This window comes from Nocardia sp. NPDC051911 (assembly GCF_040681035.1).
Lineage (GTDB): Bacteria > Actinomycetota > Actinomycetes > Mycobacteriales > Mycobacteriaceae > Nocardia > Nocardia sichangensis.
Genome location: NZ_JBFAXY010000004.1, coordinates 293,807 through 316,937 on the forward strand (window position 1 = coordinate 293,807; position 23,131 = coordinate 316,937).

At 69.5% G+C, this 23,131-nt stretch carries 22 protein-coding genes and 1 pseudogene; 3 read left to right on the plus strand and 20 right to left on the minus strand.

Features of this window, described 5'->3' with window-relative positions; translation table 11 throughout:
* Positions 1 to 12 precede the first annotated feature (12 nt).
* From AB0L97_RS07465 to AB0L97_RS07510, 10 genes are all read right to left on the minus strand, one after another.
* On the minus strand, positions 13 to 330 hold the full coding sequence (locus tag AB0L97_RS07465) for a hypothetical protein (protein WP_355070272.1): 318 nt from the start codon (positions 328 to 330) through the stop codon (positions 13 to 15).
* A gap of 155 nt (positions 331 to 485) precedes the next feature.
* Entirely contained in the window at positions 486 to 1,814 is a 1,329-nt protein-coding gene (locus AB0L97_RS07470) for a hypothetical protein (RefSeq protein ID WP_364426058.1), read from the minus strand.
* The gene (locus AB0L97_RS07475; protein ID WP_364426060.1) at positions 1,811 to 2,458 is read right to left on the minus strand and encodes a DUF6084 family protein; all 648 of its coding nucleotides are present in this window, start codon (positions 2,456 to 2,458) and stop codon (positions 1,811 to 1,813) included. The genes AB0L97_RS07470 and AB0L97_RS07475 overlap by 4 nt, the downstream gene beginning before the upstream one ends.
* Positions 2,455 to 3,090: a DUF5947 family protein gene (locus AB0L97_RS07480; RefSeq protein WP_356961512.1), complete on the minus strand. Its 636-nt coding sequence runs from the start codon at positions 3,088 to 3,090 to the stop codon at positions 2,455 to 2,457. Before AB0L97_RS07480 ends, AB0L97_RS07475 begins: the two co-directional genes overlap by 4 nt.
* A complete protein-coding gene (locus AB0L97_RS07485) occupies positions 3,087 to 4,001 on the minus strand; it encodes a NifU family protein (RefSeq protein WP_364426101.1) in 915 nt (304 codons plus the stop codon). Before AB0L97_RS07485 ends, AB0L97_RS07480 begins: the two co-directional genes overlap by 4 nt.
* Positions 4,002 to 4,034: 33 nt before the next feature.
* The gene (locus AB0L97_RS07490; RefSeq protein ID WP_355070264.1) at positions 4,035 to 5,831 is read right to left on the minus strand and encodes a nickel-dependent hydrogenase large subunit; all 1,797 of its coding nucleotides are present in this window, start codon (positions 5,829 to 5,831) and stop codon (positions 4,035 to 4,037) included.
* Positions 5,832 to 5,842: 11 nt separating this feature from the next.
* Positions 5,843 to 6,898, minus strand: a complete 1,056-nt coding sequence (locus tag AB0L97_RS07495) for a hydrogenase expression protein HypE (RefSeq protein WP_355070263.1) — start codon at positions 6,896 to 6,898, stop codon at positions 5,843 to 5,845.
* A gap of 92 nt (positions 6,899 to 6,990) precedes the next feature.
* Entirely contained in the window at positions 6,991 to 7,848 is an 858-nt protein-coding gene (gene hypB, locus AB0L97_RS07500) for a hydrogenase nickel incorporation protein HypB (protein ID WP_364426063.1), read from the minus strand.
* Positions 7,806 to 8,180 carry a hydrogenase maturation nickel metallochaperone HypA gene (locus AB0L97_RS07505; protein ID WP_355071017.1) on the minus strand — a complete coding sequence of 125 codons (375 nt, stop codon included), beginning with the start codon at positions 8,178 to 8,180 and terminating at the stop codon, positions 7,806 to 7,808. Before AB0L97_RS07505 ends, hypB begins: the two co-directional genes overlap by 43 nt.
* 237 nt (positions 8,181 to 8,417) lie before the next feature.
* Positions 8,418 to 8,792, minus strand: a complete 375-nt coding sequence (locus AB0L97_RS07510; RefSeq protein WP_355070259.1) for a PepSY domain-containing protein — start codon at positions 8,790 to 8,792, stop codon at positions 8,418 to 8,420.
* A 115-nt stretch (positions 8,793 to 8,907) separates the two neighbouring features.
* Between AB0L97_RS07510 and AB0L97_RS07515 the strand changes: the two genes are divergently transcribed.
* Both AB0L97_RS07515 and AB0L97_RS07520 read left to right on the plus strand, forming a co-directional pair.
* Positions 8,908 to 9,585 (plus strand): response regulator transcription factor, encoded by a 678-nt coding sequence (locus AB0L97_RS07515; protein WP_355070257.1) that lies wholly within the window; start codon positions 8,908 to 8,910, stop codon positions 9,583 to 9,585.
* Positions 9,578 to 11,056: a HAMP domain-containing sensor histidine kinase gene (locus AB0L97_RS07520; RefSeq protein ID WP_364426066.1), complete on the plus strand. Its 1,479-nt coding sequence runs from the start codon at positions 9,578 to 9,580 to the stop codon at positions 11,054 to 11,056. The genes AB0L97_RS07515 and AB0L97_RS07520 overlap by 8 nt, the downstream gene beginning before the upstream one ends.
* A gap of 355 nt (positions 11,057 to 11,411) precedes the next feature.
* Here the strand turns inward: AB0L97_RS07520 and AB0L97_RS07525 are convergent, their stop codons facing one another.
* The 8 genes from AB0L97_RS07525 to AB0L97_RS07560 form a co-directional block, all read right to left on the minus strand.
* Positions 11,412 to 12,314, minus strand: a complete 903-nt coding sequence (locus tag AB0L97_RS07525) for an alpha/beta hydrolase (RefSeq protein WP_364426068.1) — start codon at positions 12,312 to 12,314, stop codon at positions 11,412 to 11,414.
* A 114-nt stretch (positions 12,315 to 12,428) separates the two neighbouring features.
* On the minus strand, positions 12,429 to 13,574 hold the full coding sequence (locus AB0L97_RS07530) for an acyl-CoA dehydrogenase family protein (protein ID WP_355070250.1): 1,146 nt from the start codon (positions 13,572 to 13,574) through the stop codon (positions 12,429 to 12,431).
* A 795-nt stretch (positions 13,575 to 14,369) separates the two neighbouring features.
* Positions 14,370 to 15,266, minus strand: a complete 897-nt coding sequence (locus tag AB0L97_RS07535) for a lysophospholipid acyltransferase family protein (RefSeq protein WP_364426071.1) — start codon at positions 15,264 to 15,266, stop codon at positions 14,370 to 14,372.
* A gap of 230 nt (positions 15,267 to 15,496) precedes the next feature.
* A complete protein-coding gene (hflX, locus tag AB0L97_RS07540; RefSeq protein ID WP_355071016.1) occupies positions 15,497 to 16,924 on the minus strand; it encodes a GTPase HflX in 1,428 nt (475 codons plus the stop codon).
* Positions 16,925 to 17,113: 189 nt separating this feature from the next.
* On the minus strand, positions 17,114 to 17,995 hold the full coding sequence (gene dapF / locus AB0L97_RS07545) for a diaminopimelate epimerase (protein ID WP_364426104.1): 882 nt from the start codon (positions 17,993 to 17,995) through the stop codon (positions 17,114 to 17,116).
* Between the two features lie 33 nt (positions 17,996 to 18,028).
* Entirely contained in the window at positions 18,029 to 18,865 is an 837-nt protein-coding gene (locus AB0L97_RS07550) for a TrmH family RNA methyltransferase (protein WP_364426073.1), read from the minus strand.
* Positions 18,862 to 19,794, minus strand: a complete 933-nt coding sequence (gene miaA / locus AB0L97_RS07555; RefSeq protein ID WP_364426075.1) for a tRNA (adenosine(37)-N6)-dimethylallyltransferase MiaA — start codon at positions 19,792 to 19,794, stop codon at positions 18,862 to 18,864. The genes AB0L97_RS07550 and miaA overlap by 4 nt, the downstream gene beginning before the upstream one ends.
* Positions 19,791 to 20,555, minus strand: a complete 765-nt coding sequence (locus AB0L97_RS07560) for a hypothetical protein (RefSeq protein WP_364426077.1) — start codon at positions 20,553 to 20,555, stop codon at positions 19,791 to 19,793. The genes miaA and AB0L97_RS07560 overlap by 4 nt, the downstream gene beginning before the upstream one ends.
* A gap of 240 nt (positions 20,556 to 20,795) precedes the next feature.
* Here AB0L97_RS07560 and AB0L97_RS07565 point away from each other — a divergent pair, with 240 nt between their 5' ends.
* A complete protein-coding gene (locus AB0L97_RS07565) occupies positions 20,796 to 22,172 on the plus strand; it encodes a DUF349 domain-containing protein (protein WP_356961492.1) in 1,377 nt (458 codons plus the stop codon).
* A 72-nt stretch (positions 22,173 to 22,244) separates the two neighbouring features.
* Here the strand turns inward: AB0L97_RS07565 and AB0L97_RS07570 are convergent, their stop codons facing one another.
* Together AB0L97_RS07570 and AB0L97_RS07575 are read right to left on the minus strand one after the other, a co-directional pair.
* Positions 22,245 to 22,985, minus strand: coding sequence for a hypothetical protein (locus AB0L97_RS07570; protein ID WP_355071012.1), 741 nt, complete (start codon positions 22,983 to 22,985; stop codon positions 22,245 to 22,247).
* Positions 22,973 to 23,131, minus strand: a pseudogene (locus tag AB0L97_RS07575) (tRNA (N6-isopentenyl adenosine(37)-C2)-methylthiotransferase MiaB); the annotation flags it as partial. The gene AB0L97_RS07570 and the pseudogene AB0L97_RS07575, both read right to left, overlap by 13 nt.

The following is a 23,131-nucleotide window of genomic DNA, read 5'->3' on the forward strand; positions in this document are numbered from 1 at the left end:
GCGGCCGTCGAGTCACCCCTCTTTCTCGGTGGGTGTCGTCGCGCCGCCCACTCGCGCGTCGTCGACCTTTCCGGTCGCCGTCTCCGCGGGGGCGTTGGCGGTGTCCTTGCGCTCGTCGTACGGAGGTGCCGCCGCTTCGGTGCCGGTCGGGGCTTCCGAGGTGAACTCGGTGCCCTTCTTGGCGTCTTCCGGATGCGCGGAGGTCATCTCCTCGTGACCGATGTGGCCCGGTTCCCGGTCCGCCGGGCCTCCGGCCGCGACGCCCGTGCCCGCGTCGCGCGAACCCGGCGCGCCACGTGCCGATTGCGGCTCTTCGCGATGCTCACCCATGATGCTCCTTTCCGGTGCCCCGCTACATGTGCCGGATCTTCAGATATCGCCGCAGATCCGGGAGCGACCGCACGCCGAGATACACCCCCGCCGCCACCAGCACGGCGACGACGGTCGTCGAGACCACTCCCACGGTTTCCATAGCGGACTTCCTTTCATTCCTCGGTGCCGTCGAGCGGCTCCAGTTCGTCGGGCGCGAAATACAGGTAGCGCCCGTACCATTCGTGCAGCTCGGCCGCCGGATCGGCGTCCAGCACCACCCCGACGTGCGCCTGTCCGTCCACGTCCTCGTGAACCGAGACGACCCGGGCGCACTGCCCGTCGAAGAACAGATCCTGGGCGTCGGCCCGGCGCGCCGGATGCAGCCGGACGCGGCTGCCCTTGCGCACCAGCGCTCCCGCGACCGGCACAGCGTCCAAGTCCGGGCGAACGGCGCTGTCGGCCAGCGGGTCCCACCAATCGACGCCCTCGGGAATCGCCGGGATCAACCCGGGCCCCTCGGCGTGCGGGTCGCGCAGCACCCCGTGCAACTGCCGCATCGCGTCGGGCGACATGGCCTCGCAGCGGTCGATGATCTCCGCCGCGCGCGGGTCGGTGGCTCGGGCGCTCGCCTTCTCCGCATCGGTCATGGTGAGTATGCGCAGCGTGAGGATCTCGTCGATCTCGGTGGAGTCGAACAGCGCTCCTTCGCTCTGCTCCGCGATCTCCGGGTGGTCGTAGAGGATGATCGGCGAGATGAGCAGCACGCTGTAGTCGCCGGGCGGCCCCGCGAGCACCGGGAAACACCGGTACCGATCGCAGCGGGCGGCCACGGCGGTGGCGTCGGGCGGCGGTTCCAGCAGGGAGACGAACTGTCCGCCGGTGATCTCCGCGATGATGTGCGCGCCGATCAGCGAGCGGGCGATGGCGTCGCGCTTGTCGGTCGCGGGTGCGCCCACGTTGCGCAGGACGACCGTGAGCCGTAGGAAGCCGTCGTCCCGGTCGGCGGCGAGTTCCAGCTCACCCGTCAGCGGCAGCCGGGTCCGCACGAACGTGCCCGGCGCGGAGACGGCCGCGGTGGCGATCTGCTCGGCGTCGGAGCCGCCCGGGATGTCCAGCGGCAGGATCGCGCGGGCGGGCGGGACCGGGCCGACGGTGATCTCCTGCTCGACCGCCTCGTCCCAGGACAGCCACGACCGCGCACCATCGGTCACCTCGGCGACAGGCGTACCGTCCCCGTCCACCACTTGGCGGCGCTGGAGCTGGAGGAACCGCACGGTGAGGGTGAGTTCGGGATTCTCGCCCGGGTCGATCAGGCACTGCGCCGACAGCGTCGACTCCTCGCCGAGTCCCGCCGCGGCGGCCCCGTGCGGCCCCAGCACGCCGAACTGCCAGCGCGACTGGTTCTTGCGCGCGTCGGCCCGGTAGGGGTACAGCAGGTAGCCCTCGTAGAGCACCGCGTCGGCCACGGCGCGGGCGCGGGCACGAGCTTCGGCGGTCGTCACGGCGTCTCCTCGGTGCTGGTCAGCAGGCGGGTCACCGCGTCGTCGAAGCCGTGCAGGCCGTGGCTGGATTTGTAGGTGGCCAGCGCCCGGAGCGTGTCGTTGTGCAGCCGCACCCACCCGGTATTCGGGAAGTACGCGTCCATCAGGCCCTGCCACACCGACACGGGCATCTCGAACTTGTCCTCGCGGTCCCATGGAATCTGCTGGATGGCGAATCCGGTCGTGCCTCGGATGAAGACCGTCCCGCTGAACAGGAACAGCAGCGGAACCACACCCTCGCGCAACGCGTGCAGGTACTTCGATCCGGTCACCTCGAAGTCGTAGGTGCACGGCATCGGCAGGTCCACTTGGGCGCCGCCGGTGAAACTCGGAACCATGGTGGCGCAGTGCATCCAGAGAAACGAGCGCTGGGTCTCGTGCCACCGTTCGCGCGGGCCGAACAGATCGACCAGCCCTGCGGCCTCCTCGTCGGAGTAGCCGCGGCGGAACGGCTCGATGCGCACCTGCGCGCGCAGGGCGATAGCGTGCACGGGCTCCTCCGCGAGCGCGGCGATGCCGACGCGCGCGGACAGGATCGGCGCGACGGCGTACGGCTCGGGTTTGATCTCGAGCACGGCGAACGTCGTCGAGTACACCGGGCTCATGCCGCACCGCCGGTTTTCGCGCGCGCCGACGCCTCGGCGAAGAACTCCTCCAGGTATCGGTGCACGTCCTGGCCGCCGTCGAATCCGTGCCACAGCAGCCGCATCCGGCCGACGAACTCGTAGCAGGCGTCGATCGGTAGCAGCAGGCAAGCCGCCCGCTCGGTGCGGCGGTCGGGCACCCGGATGAGCAGCGCTTCCACGTCCGGGGCGAGCACGTCCAGCTCGGGATGCCGGTGAATGATCGAATTCCATTGCTCCAGAGGTAATTCCGACTCCGTAGCGCCGGCGGGCCCTGGATAGAACGCCACCGTCCGGTCCAGTGCGGAATTGCGGAAGAAGAACGCCAGATTCACGGGGATGTCCAGTGCGTCCCATTCGGCCCGGCTGATCGTGAAATCCGGGAACGTGAGATACCGGTCCGGCACCGCGCGATACCGCAGCTCCGCGTTCTGGTCGACGAACAGCAAGTAGCAGCCGCGGCATACGCACATCAGCTGCCTGCCTTCGACGTTCACTACGTGCTGGTGCCGGTCGGCGATCGGCTCCGCGCACATCTCGCACCGCTCGCCGGGCCGGGGGGCGGGCCCGCGATCGGCGGCGATCCGCTGGAGCGCGCGAAACGGTGTGCTCACCCGTGGACCTCCACCGGCACCGCCACCGACAGTTCGCCGGAGCGCACGAGCACGGGGAGCGGTTCGAGGTGACCGTCACCGTCGACCCGGGCGCCCGCGTGCACCACGTCGTAGTGCGCCCGGCAGGTCGGGCACCGCAGCACCGCGTCACCGGCCGGGAACCCCACGCGCCGCTCCAGCGCCGCACCCGCGAGCGATCGGTCGCATCCGGGGCAGTGGTCGCGATAGGCGTACAGCTCCGTTCCCACCCGGCAGGCGAGCACCGTCAGCCCGGCGACGTCGAAGCCGCCCACCTCGCCCGCGTCGAGTTCGGCCAGTTCGGGGACCGCGACCCAGTTGCCGGACCGCGCGCCGTCCGCGCGCACGCGCGAGAACAGCGAGTCGGCGGAGATCACCCCCGCCGACTCGGTCTGCGCGGCGACCACTTCGATGGACTCGATCTCCGGCGCGGCCGCCCGCACCGCGTCCTCGACGGCCAGTTCGAGCGTCACCGACGAGGACGGACAGCTCTTGCAACTACCCGCCAGTTCCAAGCGCACCACGCCGTCGACGATGTCGACCAGGTGGACGTCGCCGCCGTGGGAACCGAGATACGGACGCACGCTGTCCAGCGCGTTCCCTACGCGGGTGGCCACATCGTGCGGATGCAACCCGTGCACGAGCAGCAGACTCGCGACCAGATCGTCGCGGGTCAACCGCTCGACCGCCGCGTCGTCGAGCAGCTCGACCACGCGGGTCAGCGCCGCGCCGTAGAGTTCGACCAGTTCGCGCACGAGTTGCTCTGCGCGTTCGCGGGCGAGCGCACCGCCCGCCGAACTCGCTTCCAGCAAGGTCTCGATGCGATCACCGGCTTCGCGCCACCGGGAGTCGTCGAGCGTCGCGTCGTCCCGGTCGTCCGGGCGATCCTCCACCGTCACCTCCGGGTCGTTTCGCCCGACGCGGACTCACTCGGGAGTGAGCGTCTGCGTCGGTGAATGCAGCTTCTCCAGCGTCTTGCCCTTGCCTAGATACATGTGCACGCCACACGGCAGGCACGGATCGAAGCTGCGCACGGTGCGCATGACGTCGATGCCCTTGAAGTGCTCGCGGTCGTTCTCCTCGAAGATCGGCTGGCCCTGCACCGCGTCCTCGTAGGGACCCGGCGTGCCGAAGCTGTCGCGCGGGCTGGCGTTCCACGGCGTCGGCGGGTACGGGTGGTAGTTCGCGATCTTGCCGTCCCGGATCACCATGTGATGCGACAGCACGCCGCGCACCGCCTCGGTGAAGCCGCAGCCGATGCTTTCTTCCGGCACCTCGAACTTCTCCCAGGTCTTGGTGTGGCCGGCCCGGATCTCCGCCATCGCCTTCTCCGCGAAGTGCAGCGCGCAGGCCGCCGCGTACGCCTGGAAATAGGTGCGCGCGCGGTTGCGCTCGAGGGTGTTGCTGCCGTGCACCGGCACCTTCCACTCCAGCGTGACCGGCCCCTTGAGCGCGGTCTTGGGCAGATTGATCTGCACGCTGTGCCCGGTGGCCTTCACGTAGCCGATGTCGATGAGGTTGGCCAGCGCCGTCGACCACAGCCGGGCCAGCGGGCCGCCGCCGGTGTCCAGGGGGAGGTGATCGGTGCCGTCGAACCACCGCGGCGACATGACCCAGCTGTACTTCTCGTCCAGGTCGCGTTTCTGCGGCCGGGGGTTGGTGTGCTGGTTCCAGGGATGGCGGCGGTCCACGGGGTTGCCCAGCGGATCGGTCTTGACGAACATCTCCTGATCGGTCCAGTCCTCGTAGTACGAACTGCCCAGCAGGATCCGCAGTCCCAAGTTGATGTCGACCAGGGAGGTGGTCAGCAGTTTGCCGTCGACCACGACGCCGGGGGTCACGTACATCTTGCGGCCCCAGTCCGCCATGTCCTTGTACTCGAAATTGCAGAACTCCGGGTCCTGGAACGAGCCCCAGCAACCCAACAGCGTGCGCCGCAGGCCGACCTTCTCGTAGCCCGGCAGCGCCTCGTAGAAGAAGTCGAACAGATCGTCGTGCATCGGCACGACCTTCTTCATGAACTCCACGTAGCGCATCAGCCGGGACATGTAGTCGGTCATCAACTGGATCGTCGCGACCGTGCCGGGTCCACCGGGATACAGCGTGGACGGATGGACGTGCCTGCCTTCCATCAGGCAGAACATCTCGCGCGTGATCCGGCTGACCTGCAACGCCTCCCGGTAGAACTCACCGGTGAACGGGTTGAGCGCGCGCATGATGTCGGCGATGGTGCGATACCCGTGGTCGCCCGCGTGCGGCGCCTCGGTGTTCTCGGCCCTGGCCAGCACGCCCGGATTGGTCTCGGAGACCATCTTCTCGCAGTAGTCGACGCCGACCAGGTTCTCCTGGAAGATGTTGTGGTCGAACATGTACTCGGCGGCCTCGCCCAGGTTGACGATCCATTCGCCGAGGTGCGGCGGGCGCACGCCGTAGGCCATGTTCTGGCAGTAGCACGAACAGGTGGCGTGGTTGTCGCCGCAGATGCCGCAGATGCGGCTGGTGATGAAGTGCGCGTCGCGCGGGTCCTTGCCCTTCATGAAGATCGAGTAGCCGCGGAAGATGGACGAGGTGCTGTGACACTCGACCACTTCCCGATTCTCGAAGTCGATTTTGGTGTAGATGCCGAGGCTGCCGACGATGCGAGTGATCGGGTCCCACGCCATCTCGACGAGGCGGTCCGGCTCGATCGTTTTGTGCGACGGCTCCGGAATGATCTGGGTCATCAGAGAACCTCCTACCAGGTGCGGGTCGCGCCGGTTTCCAGCTTCCGGCCGCGGTGCCGCCAGTGCGGCTCCTTGTCGACCGTGCGTCCGGTGATGTGACGGAGGCTGCGGATCACCGATCCGTAGAGCCCCGATGCGCTGGACGAGAGCTTTCCGCCCGGTGGTTCGTCCATGAACGGCATGAACTTGTCCGGGAATCCCGGCATGGTGCAGCCGATGCAGATGCCGCCGACGTTCGGGCAGCCGCCCAAGCCGTTCATCCAGCCACGCTTGGGCACGTTGCACTTGACCACGGGCCCCCAGCAGCCGAGCTTCACAATGCATTTCGGCGAGCCGTACTCGGTGGCGAACTCACCCTGCTCGTAGTAACCCGCACGGTCGCAACCCTCGTGCACCGTCGCCCCGAACAGCCACTTGGGCCGCAACGCGTCGTCGAGCGGAATCATGGGCGCCTGGCCGGTCGCCATGTAGAGCAGATAGGTCAGCGTCTCCGACAAGTTGTCCGGCTGGATCGGGCAGCCCGGCACACAGACGATCGGAATACCCGCTTTGCTCTTCCAGTCCCAGCCGAGATAGTCCGGCACGCCCATCGCGCCGGTGGGGTTGCCCGCCATGGCGTGGATGCCACCGTAGGTCGCGCAGGTGCCCGCCGCCACGATGGCCGTGGCCTTCGGCGCGAGACGGTCGAGCCATTCACTGGTCGTCATGGGCTGGCCGGTGGCGGGGTTGTTGCCGAACCCGCACCAGTAGCCCTCCTCTTTGATCTGCTCGTTCGGAATCGAGCCCTCGACCACCAGCACGAACGGTTCGAGTTCCCCGCGGTCGGCTTTGAAGAACCACTCCAGGAAGTCGTCCGCACCGCCGTTGGGGCCGCACTCGTAGTCGATCAGCGGCCAATGCACGGCGATCTTCGGCAGACCGGGAAGCGCGCCGAGTGCGATCTCTTCGACGCTCGGCTGCGTGGCCGCCGTCAGGGCGACCGAATCACCGTCACAACTGAGTCCCGCGTTGATCCACAGAACGTGGATCAGCGTCTCTTCGGCTCGTACTGCTTCCTGAGTGGGCATTTCTCGCCACCTTCCGCAGCGGACCACGGGGGCCGAATCTCGCCTTTCTCGAAGAAGGGGTCACCCGCAGATGTGATCCTGATCACTTCACTTTAAGCGCGCCCGGCGGCTTCCTCAAGAGCCGCCGGACCGGCCGCGCGACGCTGCTCGGCCAGCCAGTCGTACCAGGTAGACAGGCCTGTTCCGCTGCTCACGGACAGCGGCAGGACCTCGACGCCGGGGTGTATCGAATGGATGTATTCCCGGCATCGGTCCAAATCGAAATCGACATACGGCAGCAGGTCGGTCTTGTTCACCAGGACCAGCCCCGCCGCCTGGAACATGTGCGGATACTTCAGCGGTTTGTCGGTCCCCTCGGTCACCGAGATGACGACCACCTTCTCCCGCTCCCCCAGATCGAACAGCGCCGGGCAGACCAGGTTGCCGACGTTCTCGACGAACAGCAGCGTGCCCGGCGCCGGGTCGAGCGTCTCCAGCGCGCGATACATCATCTCCGCGTCGAGGTGACATCCCGCGCCGGTGTTGACCTGCACCACACGGCACCCCGTCGCCTTGATCCGGTCGGCATCGAGCAATGTCGCCTGATCCCCTTCGATCACCGCGATCGGGGCCTGGCCGGACTCACGGATGGTGCGCTCCAGCAGCGTGGTCTTACCCGCGCCCGGCGAACTCGTCATATTGAGCGCGAGGATGCCGCGCTCGGCCAGCCAGTCCCGGTTGCGCTGCGCCAGTTCGTCGTTCTTGGCGAGGACCTTCAGCTCCAAGGTGACCGTCTCGGTGGCGGGCACGTGGACGTGGTCGGCGCCGGGGCCGTGCTCGTGTGGATGGTGGTCCTCGTGCGTGTGCTCATGGTCCGCATGGGCGTGATCGTGCCCGTCGGCGCGCTGGTGATCGTGCGGGACGCGAATCAGCGCGGCGGCGTCGTCGCCGCACCCGCAGGTTGCGCACATGCCTCACTCACCTCCATGGATCGGATACGCAGCTCGCGCCCGGAGCGGATCTCGACATCGGCGCTGCCGCAGGGACACAGCAGGATCGGGTCCGGCAGCCGGAACTCGGCGCCACAGGTACGGCATGCCGCCACCCCCGGGATCTCCACCAGGACCAGGTCCGCGCCCTCGGCGACCGTCGCCTCGGCCGCGACTTCGAAACAGAACCGCATGGCATCGGGCACCACAGCGCACAGCGCGCCGACCTCGACGGTGACGGAATGGACCCGCCGGCCCGCCGCGTGCTCACAGACGGCGTCGATGACGCCGCGCGTGATGGCCATCTCGTGCATCCGGACCTCGATTCCTCGAGTGGACAACTTGAGGCTACTCCCGGGCAAACCTCCCGCGGGGCAAATCTTCGATGCTCGGCGAACGCGTCTCCGGGGCGTCACGCGTTACGTCGGCCACGGACCACGGATACCGGCGAAGCCACGGCCGGAATCCCCCTCCGGATCCCTGCCGCCCGGCAGCAAACACCTCGTGCTTACCCCCGCACCGACCCGTCACACCTGCGTCCGCCGACGCGGTCAGTCGGGGTCGACCACGGCGCGGACCTGGCCGCTGTCGGCATCTATCGTCACGTCGTGCTCCACGCCCGCGGGAGTGGTGAGCTCCACCTCCCACACCGCGACCCCCTGGTCCGTGTCGAGCTGAATGGACGTGACCCGTCCGCCCGGCACGGCCGCCAGGGCCTTGTCGATGGCCTGCTGCCTGCTGATACCGGTATCGGCCGCCAGCGACCGGTCCGCCGCGACCGAGCGGAACGCGACGGTGTGATCGTCCGGACCGCCGGTGGCCACCGCGGACAGGACCGCGCTCAGACCGACGACGGCGGCCGCGACGGCCGTGCCGACGAGCAGCCAGCGAAGGCCGGCGTAAGCACGGCGGAATACGGTTGTCATGGGAAACCTCCTGCGCGAGTGATGATCTCGAATGCGTTCACTGTGGCGAACCGAGCTGAAGGCGAGCTGAAGTCACCTGAAGACGGTTTCAGGATCCGTCTGCCACTCTTGGGGGATGCGTCTGCTGATCGTCGAAGACGAGAAACGTCTGGCTCGCACGCTGGCAAAAGGGTTGTCTGCCGAGGGATTCGCCGTGGATGTGGTGCACGACGGCGCCGAGGGCCTGCATCTGGCGACGACAACCGACTACGACTTGATCATCCTCGACATCATGCTGCCCGGCATGAACGGCTACCGCGTCTGCGCCGCGCTGCGCGCCGGTGGCCACGAGACGCCCGTGCTCATGCTCACCGCGAAAGACGGCGAATACGACGAGGCCGAGGGCCTGGACACCGGCGCGGACGACTACCTCAGCAAGCCGTTCTCCTACCTGGTGCTGCTGGCCCGCATCCGTGCGCTGTTGCGCCGCCGGACCCGCGGCGGCGCCCGTGTGCTGCGCGTCGGTGATCTGACCGTGGACCCGGGCACCCGGACCTGCCGTCGCGGCACGCAGGACGTGACGCTGACCGCCAAGGAGTTCGCCGTGCTCGAGCACCTGGCCGTCCGCGCCGGGGAGGTGGTCTCGAAAGCCGATATCCTGGACCATGTCTGGGATTTCGCCTATGACGGCGACCCGAACATCGTCGAGGTCTACATCAGCACGTTGCGCCGCAAGATCGACGCGCCGTTCGGGCGCCGATCGATCACCACCGTTCGCGGCGCGGGCTACCGGCTGACGGCCGATCGTGCCTGAGCGAGCCGCGCGGGCCTGGTGGCGCTCGGTCCGCGTGCGCACCACGGTCGCGGCGACGGTCGTGGTCGCGGTGGCGCTGACCGCGGCCGGGCTCGTGGTGCTGGCCGTGCTGCGGCACAACCTGGTGCACAGCGCCGAAATGCGGGCGGAGTCCACCGCGCAGGACGTGGCGACGCAGCTCGCGACGGGCACGGATCTCGCCCGGCTGCGGCTTCCCGATGCCGAAAGCGAACCGGTGCAGGTCGTTTCGCTCGACCGCCGCGTGCTCGCGGCCGACGACGACCTCGCGGGCAAACCGCCCATGGCCGAGTTCGGCCCGTACGCCAAGACTTCCGATGACGATGACGATGACGAAGACGAGGAGGACGACGAAGAGAACGAGGACGAGAAGCCGGACCGCGAAAGCCTTTCGCAACCCACGGACCCCACGGCGGCCGACGCCGAATTCGGCGACGTGCGGCTGACGGTGGACGACGAGGACGGGCCGCATCCGTTCCGGGTCGCCGCCCTCGCGGTGACCATCCGGGGCGGACAGCCCGCCACCGTCTACGCGGGCTCCTCGCTGGCGACCGCCGACAGCGCGGTGGCGGACGCACGGCAAGCGATGCTGATCGGCCTGCCCCCGCTGCTCGCCGTGGTCGCCCTGGTGACCTGGCTGGTCACCCGGCGCGCCCTGCGCCCGGTGGAGGCGATTCGCAGGCAGCTCGCCGAGATCATGGACGGCGATCTCTCCCGCCGCGTGCCGGAGCCGGGATCTCGCGACGAGATCGGCAGACTGGCGAGCACCACCAACGCCACGCTCGCCGCGCTGGAGGAGTCCACGGAGCGCCAGCGGCGGTTCATCGCCGACGCCGCACACGAGTTGCGCAGCCCCATCGCGAGCCTGCGCACCCAGCTCGAGGTGGCCCAGGCACACCCCGAACTGCTGGAAGTGGACGGACTGATCGGCGACACCATCCGGCTGGAACATCTCGCGGCCGACCTCTTGCTCCTGGCCCGGCTCGACGCGGGTGAGCAACCGCGCTCGGATCGGGTGGACCTGACCGTGCTGGTCCGGGAGGAGTTGGAGCACCGCGTCCGGGACCGGGTGGCCGTGCGGATCGCGACACCGAAGGAGCCCGTCGCGGTCACCGGAAGCCGTACCCAGCTCGCCCGCGTCCTGGGCAACCTGGTCGACAACGCGCAGCGGCATGCCGCGAACACCGTTGACGTCGCCGTGGACCACGCCGCCGACGAGCGGGTGGTGCTGTCGGTCACCGACGACGGACCGGGTGTGCCGCCCGCCGACCGCGACCGGATCTTCCAGCGATTCGTCCGCCTGGACGACGCGCGCAGCCGCGACGAGGGCGGCGCGGGCCTCGGCCTGGCCATCGTCCGCGACGTCGTGGAACGCCACGGCGGCACCATTCACGTCACCGACGGCGCGCCCGGTGCCCGTTTCGTGGTCACGCTGCCCGCAGCCGGTACGTAGCCGGGCGCTACGGGTTCGACGCCGTGCCACGACTGGTGATGATCGGAATCGAGGTCCGCACCACACGTCCGATCGAGCACGTCGCGGTCGATTCCGTTCGACTCCCGGCAGGGGACCCACGCCCATCGATCGTTGCGCGCCGCTACTCGGCCGCCGTGTCCGTCTTCTCCGGTGCGATCCCGTGGTTCGACGTGGGCAGGTCATGGACCTACGACACCGCCACGGTGCCCACGACGAATCCGCCGCTCGCAGCCCTGGACAGCCCCGTCGGCGGCGAGGCCCTGCCCTTGTCCGCGTCAGCCGAGCTCGCACGCGAACCGGGCGGCGATAACGCGATTCGGCACCGCACCGTCGTTCAACTGGCGAGCGCGCTACGCAGACTCTCGATGACGACCCGACGCGCGGCACGCCCTTCCGGGGTCGGGGTCAGCGGATAGACATGAGGCAGGCCGGGAGCCTCGTGGTAGTCCACCACGACCCCGGCGCCGCGCGCCGCCTCGACCAGCAGGAGGGTGTCCGGCCACAGGATGTCATCGGTGCCGCAGAAGACCGTCAGCGGGCCGAGTCCGCGCGGGTCGGCGGCCAGTGGGCTGACGCGCGGGTCGGCGAGCTCGAGATCGCCGCGCCAGTGTTCGATGAACACCCGCGATCCCGCGACGCCCAGCCACGGGTCCCGTGGCTGCACGACCTCGATTTCCGGATTGGTCAGCGACAGATCGAGCGCGGGGGCGATGAGCACGGTGCCGGGCAGCCGCACGTCGTGCTCGTCCCGCAGGGCCACCGCGGCCGACAGTGCGATCTGCCCTCCGGCGGAATCCCCTGCCACGCATACATTTCCGTAGGTCTCCCGGTTGGCGAGCGCCAGCTCCACGAAGCCCGCGACGACCTGACCTGCCGTCCCGAACGGAATCAGCGGGTAGATCGGGACCGTCACCGCCGCACCGGCTTCCGCGGTGACCGCCGCGCACAGCGCCCAGTGCTGCGGCGCGATCTCGTGCACCCAGCCGCCGCCGTGTGCGTACACAACGTTCCCTCGTGGCGTGCGCCCGCGCGGAGTGAGGGTGTAAACCGGCCAGCCGCCGCGACGCTCCACCGTGATCGTCACATCCGCGCGCAGCCGGCGCGGCGGACCGTAGTTGCGCGGCCGCACGCTCCGATCGAGAACCCGCTTGCGCGCGGACTCGGCATCGATGAACACGCGATTGGCCCGCGTCGCCTTCAGGTACCCGCGCACCACCTGGTTGGCCAGACTCGGCATCGCATCTCCTCCACTCCGGCGACCGGCGAACGGCGAGTTCGCCATCACCTCGGAAGGCGATTGTGCCGCACCCGGGCCGGCGGCAGCCGTCGGCCCGAGCCGGAATTCGCGCCGTCAGGACAGCTTCAGGCTGCGTCCGATGATCTCTTTCATGATCTCGGTGGTGCCGCCGTAGATGGTCTGGATGCGGGCGTCCATGTAGGCCTTGGCGATCGGGTATTCCTTCATGTAGCCGTATCCGCCGTGCAGTTGCAGGCAGCGGTTGATCAGGTCGAGCTGCTCCTCGGTGCTCCACCACTTCGCCATCGCCGCGTCCTCCGCGGTCAGCTTGCCCTCGTTGAGCAGCTCGATGAACTTGTCGACCATCAGCCGCACCGCGGTGGTCTTGGTGGCCAGTTCGGCGAGCACGAAGCGCGTGTTCTGCAGCGCGCCGATCGGCTTGCCGAACGCCTTGCGGTCGCGGACGTATTGCACGGTCATGTCCAGGCAGGACTCCATCGCGGCCGCCGCCATGACGGCGATCGACAGACGTTCCTGCGGCAGGTTCTGCATGAGGTGGATGAAGCCCATCCCCTCGGTGCCGAGCAGGTTCTTGCCGGGCACGCGCACGTCGGTGAAGCTCAGCTCGGCGGTGTCCTGGGCCTTGAGGCCGAGCTTGTCCAGGTTGCGGCCGCGCTCGAAGCCGGGCATGCCGCGCTCGACCACGAACAGGCTGAAGCCCATGGCCCCCTTCTCGGGGTCGGTCTGCGCCACCACGATCACGATGTCGGAGTTGATGCCGTTGGTGATGAAGGTCTTGGCGCCGTTGAGGATCCAGTCGTCCCCGTCCCGCACCGCGCGAGTCTTGATGCCCTGCAGGTCCGAACCGGTACCCGGTTCGGTCATCGCGATCGCGGTGATGATCTCGCCCGCGCAGAAGCCGGGCAACCAGCGCTGCTTCTGCTCCTCGTTGGCCAGCTCGAGCAGATAAGGCGCGATCACATCGTTGTGCAGCGAGAAGCCGAGGCCGGAGTACTGGCCGCGCACCGACTCCTCCGAGACGATGGCGTTGTAGCGGAAGTCCTTCACCCCGCCGCCGCCGTACTGCTCCGGCATGGCCATGCCGAGGAAGCCCTGCTTGCCCGCCTCGAGCCAGACCGCCCGGTCGACGATGCCCTGCTCCTCCCACTTCGCGTGATTCGGCGCGACGTGCTGATCGAGAAACTTGCGGAACGACTCCCGGAACAGTTCGTGCTCGGGTTCGAACAGTGTGCGTTCCACGCCAACCTCCTAGTGACCACACCGGCCGGTCCACACCGACCAGTCGTTGCCCCATACCGTACCCGGGGCGAGAATCCCTGTTCACTTCTGGGGCCGGAACCATGGTCTCACCAGGAGCGGCGGATCGGGTCGAGATCAGCGGACGAGATTCCCGGCAAACGATCGAAGGCATGGGACGGTTGATCGCCACCCTGGGCGGGACGCCGCAGAACGAGGCCGGCCTGCCACTGACCGGCACGCGCTTCAGTTGTCGATCAAGACGACGGACTGCGCGACCACGGACACCGACTGAGCAGACTCAGGCGAAATGCCGACAGGCGCAGACACCGCTCGCCGATGCCAACGACCGCCGCGGTCCGCCACCCGGCGCGCGAGGTCGGATCCGTCGACGGCCCGATGGTGTCGGCGCGGATGACCGGAGTGACTGCGAGCCGTTCGGCCAGGCGAGCCCCAGCCATCCCAGTGGTGCGCGAGGTGTCCGGCCTCGGACATGACAGTCGGCCGGACCCTCCGCCGGTCCAACCCAGCTCGCGGCGCGCTCGAGAACCGGCCGTCGCTCGACCTGTTCCGACGACTCGGCCCGCCGACCGCCGCCGCCGCGCAAGCTCCAGGTCGCGATGGCGGTGCGTCCGGCCGGGAAACTCCGCGGCTGAAGTGCCGATCGGGCGTGGGAACGGTCGAGCCGTGAGCTCTGCGACGAATCGCCCTACGTGACGTGCCGCGCTCGCAGCACCGACGCCGACGCCGAACAGCCGGACGATGAACAGTCGACCGTCGCGCGGATCGCCGCAGCCCTCAGCGCGTCAGCCAACCGCGCAATCGGCCCGCCAAGGTGCGCCCTTCGTCGCGCGCCCGTTCGGCGAAGAGGAAGTTCATCTCCTCCTCCAGCGCTTTGCGCACTACGTCGCGGAATTCCGTGGCGGCGGCGTGCATGTCGCCCGCGTTGCGCCACGGCGCCGGGTCGATGGGCGCACCGGCGGAGAAATAGAAGCGTTCCGGACGCGGGATGACGGTGGGACCGACGCCGCGGATGAGCGGCGGGGTGAGGTCGCGGCTGAGCCCGAGCGCTTCCACGGTCCAGCGCAGGGGGCGCAGGATCGGATGGTCGCCGTCGACCAGGATGTCGTAGGCGTCGTCGACGCCGATCATCGCGACCGGGACGATGGGCGCGCCCGCCTCGATCGCCATGCGCGCGAAACCGCTGCGCCCCTCCCACTTCAGCAGGTACTTCTCGTTCTTGCGGCGGACCGCCTCCCGGCCACCGCCAGGGAACACCATCACGGCCTCGCCGCGCCGGAGCAGGGCCAGGCAGTTGGACCGAGTGCCGCGCACCGCGCCGTAGTGGTGCAGCAGGTGCCGGACACCGGGAACGTTGATCAGCACGTTCTCGGCGAGACCGCGGATCAAGCGGCCGCGGCGGCGCAGCACCTCGGGCAGCAGCATGGGGGCGTCGATGCCGCCCAGCAGGTTGTGGTTACCGACCAGCAGCACCGGGCCGTCGGCCGGGATGTTCTCCAAGCCGTAGAAGCGCGGGCTGGTCCACGCGCGCAGCGGCGCGAGCAGGGTGTCGATCACCCGCAGATCGGTGTCGGTCAGCGAAACCGACAGCGGCGCACCGTCGCTGAGCGCCGGATCGGCGCTGTTCGCGGCGCCGGAGCGCCGGGTGCGGGAATCGGAGCGGGCGTCCGACATGAACCCTCCTGGTGTCGATTCGATGACGATAGCGCAACGAAATCGACTGCGTCGCACCGGATGTGCGCGTCGCATCGCGACACGCCCGATCCGGTCGATCGACCAGCTCGTTCGCCGTCCCGGCAAGCCTGCCGCGAACTCGCACTTCAGCGGCGATCCACGAGCACGGATACGCCGCGAACCAGCGCGCGGAAAGACAGCGTCACATCTCAGGAAGTGAGATGCTCGACCTAATCCTGCGTACCGGCCGTGCCCGCGTGCGCGTACTCCGACAAGGCGGCGGCGAGAGCATGCGGGACGCGCGCGTGGACGCGGGTTCCGCCCTCTTCGTGATCCGAACCGAGGATGCGGCCATCGGCGTGGATGCGGGCGAGCAGGTCACCGCGCGTGTACGGCAGCAGCACGCTGATCTCCACGTCCAAGTCCCCGAGCAGCTCGGCGAGCCGCTCGCGCAGCCCATCGATCCCGCGGCCGCTGCGCGCCGACACGAACGACGCGTCCGGCAGCAGCGCACGCAGATTGGTGAGTTCGGTCGGCCCCATCGCGTCGGTCTTGTTCACCACCAGCAGTTCGGGCGGGGCGGGTGTACCGGATTCCTTGATCACGTCCGTGATCACCTCGCGGACCGCCTTGATCTGCTCGGCGGGCAGCGCGTCGGAGCCGTCCACCACGTGCACCAGCAGGTCGGCGCCGGTCACCTCCTCCAAGGTGGAGCGGAAGGCCTCGACCAGCTGGGTCGGCAGGTGCCGCACGAAGCCGACGGTGTCGGTGAAGACGACCTCGCGCCCGTCGTCCAGTTCGGCCCGGCGGGTGGTCGGATCCAGGGTGGCGAACAGGGCGTCCTGGACCAGCACGCCGGAGCCGGTGAGCTTGTTCATCAGGCTCGACTTGCCCGCGTTGGTGTAGCCGACGATCGCGACGGACGGGATGCCACTGGACGTGCGGCGCGACCGCATGGTGTCGCGCGCGGTCTTCATCTCGCGGATCTCCCGGCGCAGTTTGGCCATCCGCTCACGGATGCGACGACGATCGGTCTCGATCTTGGTCTCACCGGGGCCGCGCAGACCCACGCCGCCGTTGCTACCGGCGCGGCCACCGGCCTGCCGGGACATCGACTCACCCCAGCCGCGCAGCCGGGGCAGCATGTACTCCATCTGGGCCAGCGAGACCTGCGCCTTGCCCTCCCGGGAAGTGGCGTGCTGAGCGAAGATGTCCAAAATCAACGCGGTCCGGTCGACCACCTTGACCTTGACCACCTTCTCCAGGGCGGTCAGCTGAGCGGGGGTCAGCTCGCCGTCACAGATGACGGTGTCCGCGCCGGTCTCCAGCACCACGGAGCGCAGCTCGTCGGCCTTGCCGGAGCCGATGTAGGTGGCCGGATCCGGCCGGTCGCGGCGCTGGATCAACGCTTCCAGCACCTCGGAGCCCGCGGTCTCGGCGAGCGCGGCGAGTTCGGCCATGCTGGCCTCGGCCTGCGTGGCGGTCCCCGTGGTCCAGACCCCGACCAGCACGACGCGCTCCAGGCGCAGCTGCCGGTACTCGACCTCGGTGATGTCGGTGAGCTCGGTGGACAGGCCCGCAACACGGCGGAGCGAACTGCGGTCCTCCAACTGCAGTTCACCGGTTGTCGGATCGGCCGACCAACCCGATCGCCGCATCCGTGCCCGGTGCTCGGCGACGACGTCGCCGGTCACCGCGTCTTCGCCGGACACCGCGTCGTCGGCCGCATCGGCGGCACGATCGTTCGCGTCCGCCGGAGTGAATTCATACGTCTCTGACTTCCTCATACACCATCCATGCTGCCACGACATCACCGCAGCACGCACCCGGTTATCGGGGCGATGCCGCTACCGACCGTCCCACCAGGCCCCGGCGAGGCGACCCGAGGCCAGCAAAACCGACGGCCCGCGCAGCCATGCCGAGCCGCGCTCGAGCCCGACGGTCAGTTCGCCGCCGGGCACCCGGACCGTCACCCGACCGGAGTCGGCGCCGATCCGGAAGCCGTCGGCGGCCAGCGCCGCGGCGGCCGCGGCGACGGTTCCCGTTCCGCAGGAACGGGTTTCGCCCACACCGCGCTCGTAGACCCGCATGTCGACCGACCTCTCGGCGTCCAGCGCCGTGACGATCTCGACGTTCACCCCGTGTGGGAACAGGTCCGGATCGAAGCCGGGCGGCACGGTCAGGTCGAGCTTGCCGAGCGCGTCCACGGACATGCCCGGATCGACGCAGGCCAAATGCGGATTGCCGACATCGATGCCGAGCCCGGGCAGCGCCCAGCCCGCGATGGTCGCGGTGGACGGGCCGAGTTCGCGCACCCGGCCCATGCCGACGGTGACGTCCCCGGTGACCGAGTTCCCGGCATGCACGGTGACCGGACGCGCCCCGGCGCGGCTGCCGACCACGAAGCTGTCGCGGGTTTCCAATCCCGCCGCGTGCAGGTAATGCGCGAATACGCGCACGCCGTTGCCGCACATCTCCGCGATCGAGCCGTCGGCGTTGCGGTAATCCATGAACCAGTCGTCGGCGCCCACGTCCTCCGGAAGCTCCGCCAGCACACCGGCGGCCTGCAACGCACCGGCCCGCGCGACCCGCAACACGCCGTCCGCGCCGAGCCCGCGCCTGCGATCACACAGCGCGCCGACCTGCTCGGCCGTCAGCGCGAGGCCGGCCTGCGGGTCGGGCAGCACCACGAAATCGTTCTGGGTGCCGTGACCCTTGGTGAACTCGATATCCGGCACGTGCGATGTCTCCCTGTCTCGTCGTCATTTGGCAAACGTCCGGCGCTGCCGGGAAATTTCGTAGAGCGCCACCGCGGCCGCCGAGGGCGCCCCCAGCGAGCTGGCCGTCCCACCCATCGGGATGTGCACCATGTCGTCGCAGGCCGCCTCCCACGCGGCGCTCATACCGCTGGTCTCGTTGCCGATGACGAGGATGGTCGCGTCGGTGAAGTCGTAGTCGTAGGCGGCGTGGCTGCCGTGCTCGTCGGTGCCCACGATGCGGGTCGGGATGCCGCGGCGGATCTGCCGATTGCGGAACTCCAGCACCTGCGCGGGCCCGGCGGCGCGGATCACCGGCACGGCGAACAGCGAACCGGTCGAGGCGCGCACCGCCTGCGGGTCGTACTGGTCGGCGCCGTGTCCGGTGACGATGACGCCGCTGGCGCCGAACGCGTCGGCCGAGCGGATCAGCGTGCCCAGGTTGCCCGGCGAGTTGGGCCGGTCGAACACCACGACCACCGGCGCGTCCTCCCCTGGCTCACCCGGCTCGAAGGCCTCCAGTTCGGGCTGCCGCGACTCCGCGACCGCCACCAGTTCCGGTATCCCGGCGGCCTTTTCGCCGAGTTCGGCCATCAGCTCGGGCACCAGGCCGACCTGTGGCACACCGCTGGTGTCCAGCACTTCGCGCGCCCAGCTGGACAGCTCGGGGCCGCCGAGCCGGTACAGCAGCGTCTCCAGCGGCCAGTCGTTGGCCATGGCCTGCGTGATCGGACGCACGCCCTGCACCAGGAAACGGCCGTCGCGATGACGCTTGGTGCGGTTGTTGAGGTAGGCCTGCCACACCTGGACGGAGGCGTTGCGCGTGCTCACACGTCGGGTCACTGCGGAGTCCGTTCTTTCTCGTCGAGCAGGGCCAGCGCCGTCGCGGCCGGATCAGGGGCGGTGCCGTCCACCCACCGCACCCGGGGATCGCGCCGGAACCAGGAGCGTTGCCTGCGCACGTAGCGCCGCGTGCCGATCAGGGTGCGTTCCTGAGCATGGTTCAGGTCGTATTCGTTGTCCAAATAGGCCAGGACTTGTGCGTAGCCGATGGCCCGCCGGGCCGTGACGCCCTCGCGCAGGCCGCACTCGATCAGGCCGCGTACCTCCTCGACCAGCCCGCCTTCGAACATCGCGGCGGTGCGCCGCTCGATGCGCGCGTCCAAGGCCGCGGTCTCCCGGTCGACGCCGATGACGATCGTGCCCCAGCGCGGCCGCCCGATGGTCGGCGCCGACGCGGCGAACGGCTGTCCGGTGAGTTCCACGACCTCGAGCGCACGCACCATACGGCGCCCGTCGGTGGGCAGGATGGTGGCAGCGGCCACCGGATCGGCCGCGCGCAGCGCCGCGTGTACGGCCGCGACGCCCTGCTCGGCGAGCACCGCCTCCCAGCGCGCCCGCACGGCCGGATCGGTGGCCGGGAACTCCCATTGGTCCAACAGCGCCTGGACGTACATCATCGAGCCGCCCACGATGACGGGCACCCGGCCGCGCCCCATGATCGCGACGACGTCCGCGCTCGCCGCCGCCTGATACGCGGCCACGGACGCGGTGTCGGTCACGTCGAGCACGTCGAGCTGGTGGTGCGGGATGCCCCGGCGCTGCGCGACGGGCAGCTTCGCGGTGCCGATGTCCATGCCGCGGTACAGCTGCATGGCGTCGATGTTCACGATCTCGCCGCCGAGTTGTTCGGCCAGGTCGAGAGCCAGATCGGATTTGCCGGTGGCGGTGGGGCCGACGACCGCGATCGGAGTGATGCCGGAATCCGTCACGGCGCGTCGTCTCCCGCGGGCCGCCAGAGGCTCACGTGGTAGCCGACTCCGAACGGGGCGTCCCGGTAGCGCGTCTCGACCAGCGGATCGGCGCGGAACAGCCCGGCCAGCACCTGATAGGCCGGGCGGCCCGTCACGCCCAGTTCGGCACACAGTCCGGAGTCGAGTGCCCGCAACGCGGCGCGATCACCCGCGCTCAGCGCGTCGTCCAGCCGGTCCTGCACCGGACGGGCCCGTTCATCGAGGTAGCCGGGCGCCTTGACCGACAGCGTCGCCGCGCCGTCGGCGACGACCAGCACACCGCGCGGCTCGCCGTCGCTGTCCAGCTCGGCACGCAGCTTCGTCCCGGCCTCCCGGCAATGCTCCGCGGGCGCGTCCGCGGCGACGACACTCGCCTCGGCGACCGCGTCGGGGGCGACCTGCCCGCGTAGCCACCCGCCGATCAGTACGGCCAGCGGCAACCCGGCATCGGCCTGCCGCGCTCCGGCGACGGCGGCACTCGAGAGGCCGATCCGCACGTCGACGCCGAAGCCGCGGAACGTGCCGACGGTCTCCGGACCGAACGTGCGGTCACCGGCATCGGCGCCTATCACCGTCCAGTGGCCTGTCACGGACGCGAAGGCGCGCACGGTGTCGAGCACGGCCGACCGCAGCACCGCGCGCGGATCCGAATCCCCTGCTCCCGCCGTGTCCGCCGCACCACCGCACAACTCGGGGACCAGCACGGGCGGCGACGGAACGAGGGCGGCGACGGAGAACACGTCGTAACCGTAGTCGTTGCGGGTCCTGCCGGTACCGGCCGGCTTCGAGTGTCTCTGCCGTAAATACCGCCGAGATTGATAGTGTTCGAGGAGCTACAACCCAGGTCATCAGGGGTTGGAATCCGCGGGATTCCTCCGTGGGAAGGCATGGATCGATGGTCACAAGGGCTCGGACCGGGTTGAATGGAATGAGCTAGGGCGTAACCAGGCAGCCGTGACGCGCGGCAGGGACGAGGAAAAATGACCGACAGCAACGGAACCGCGAAAGCCGGACCCGGCAAGATGCCCCGTTCTTCCGGTGCTCCGAAACCGGGCCGCTCGATTCAACCGCCCAAACCGCACGCGGTCAAACCCGCCCCGGGCCCGGCCCAGCAGCATCCCCATCCCGTCGTCGTGCCCACCGTCTCCGATCCGAGCCGGTGGGGCCGGGTCGACGAAGACGGCACCGCGTGGGTGAAGACCGCCGAGGGTGAACGCCAGATCGGCTCGTGGCAGGCCGGTGACGCCGCGGAGGGCTTGGCCCACTTCGGCCGCCGGTTCGACGATCTGGCCACCGAGGTCGCCCTGCTGGAGGCCAGGTTGGCCGCGGGCGCGGACGCACGCAAGACCAAGGCCGCCGCCGTCACGCTGGCCGAGTCGCTGCCGACCGCCGCCGTCATCGGCGACATCGAGGGCTTGGCCCGGCGCCTGCAGGCCATCGCCGAGCACTCCGAAGAGGCCGCCGCGCACGCCAAGGAAGAGAAGGAACGCGCCAGGCACGAGCACACCGAACGCAAGGAGGCGCTGGCCGCCGAGGCGGAGAAGATCGCCGCCGAGTCCACCCAGTGGAAGGCCGCGGGCGATCGGTTGCGCGAGATCCTCGACGAGTGGAAGTCGATCCGGGGCGTGGACCGCAAGGTCGACGACGCGCTGTGGAAGCGCTACTCCAAGGCGCGTGAGGCGTTCAACCGCCGCCGCGGCGCGCACTTCGCCGAGCTGGATCGCGAACGCGCCGCCGCGAAGGCGCGCAAGGAAGAACTGTGCGTGCAGGCCGAGGAACTGTCCGGCTCCACAGAGTGGGTGGCCACCGCGGGCATCTTCCGCGATCTGCTCACCGAGTGGAAAGCCGCCGGTCGCGCGCCGCGCGAGGCCGACGAGGCGCTGTGGCGGCGCTTCAAGAGCGCCCAGGACGTCTTCTTCGCCGCGCGCAACGCCGCGGTCTCCGAGCGCGACGCCGAGTTCGAGCACAACGCGGCCGCCAAAGAGGAACTGCTGAACCACTACGCCTACATCGATCCGTCCGCCGACCTGGAAGCGGCCCGCGGCGCGCTGCGCGAGCTCCAGGACAAGTGGGACGCCATCGGCAAGGTTCCGCGCGAGCGCATGCAGGAACTGGAAGGCAAGCTGCGGGCTATCGAGAAGCGTGTGCGCGACGCCGTCGACGCGCAGTGGCGGCGCACCGACCCCGAGGCGATGGCCCGCGCCGCCCAGTTCCGCGAGCGCGTGGCGCAGTTCGAGGAGCAGGCCGCGAAGGCGCAGGCCGCAGGCAAGGCTCGCGACGCGGAGAAGGCGCTGGAACAGGCCAAACAGTGGCGAGAGTGGGCCGAGGCCGCCGAGGGCGCCGTCAGCAACCGCTGAGATATCGGCCCGATCGAAACGAACAGCGGCCCCTCCCGGCTGGGACGGGCGCTGTCGTATGGAAAGAGCCGGTCAGGAATCGCCCATGAGCCGACGACGGTCGCGTTCCTCCGCCGCCGCGGCGGCGTTGCGGCGCTGCTCCTCCGCGGCCAAGTGCAGCGCGGTGCGGCTCCACACCACCCGGATCCAGTGGAAGGTGAGCACGACGGTCACGATCGCGCCGAGGATCAGGCCGAGGCCGGGGCCCGCGCCGACGTAGTTGCCGAGCCCGGGCGTCTGGCGGTGCCAGATGGACAGCACGCCGAACACGGCCGCCACGGCACTGCCCGCGACCGCGACCCAAGCCAGCACCCAGCGGCGGGTCATCAGCGCCAGCATCGAGAAGCCGATGCCGAACACCACGACGAACCACACGAAGATCCGCGAGGGCAGCCCGATGTGCTCGGCCCGCGCGACGTCGGTGTTCAGCAGCACGTCGAAGCCGCGCGCCGCGCCGGCGTGCGACAGCACCAGCGAGGCCAGCAGCAGGAACACCGCGCCTGCCACGACCATCGCGCGGACGCCGGGATCGATCTCACCGGCGATCTTGCGCTCGACGGCGTCGAGATCGTCGCGGAACTGTTCGAAATCGGCGGTGCTCTCGACCGAGCTCACGGAATCCTCGTTTCGTTCGTCTGCGTCGGGGCTCGCCGGCTCGCGCCCCCGGTCGGCCGCGGACGCGCCGCGCTGGTCGTCGCCGGACGCGGGGACAGATCCATCGGCGCCACGGGTGGCGTCGTCGTTGTCCTGCGGGCTCGCGGTCATGCGTCGCAGCCGGTCGAGCAGCTCGCGGCCGCGGGTTCCGGGGCGGGTGCGCCGATGCGAGGCAGTCCGAGCCCGACGCCGATCGGCGCGGTCTTCGGGGTGACGCCGCGCTCGTGCGCGTCACCGGCGCGGGTACGGCGGTGGGTCTTGATCGC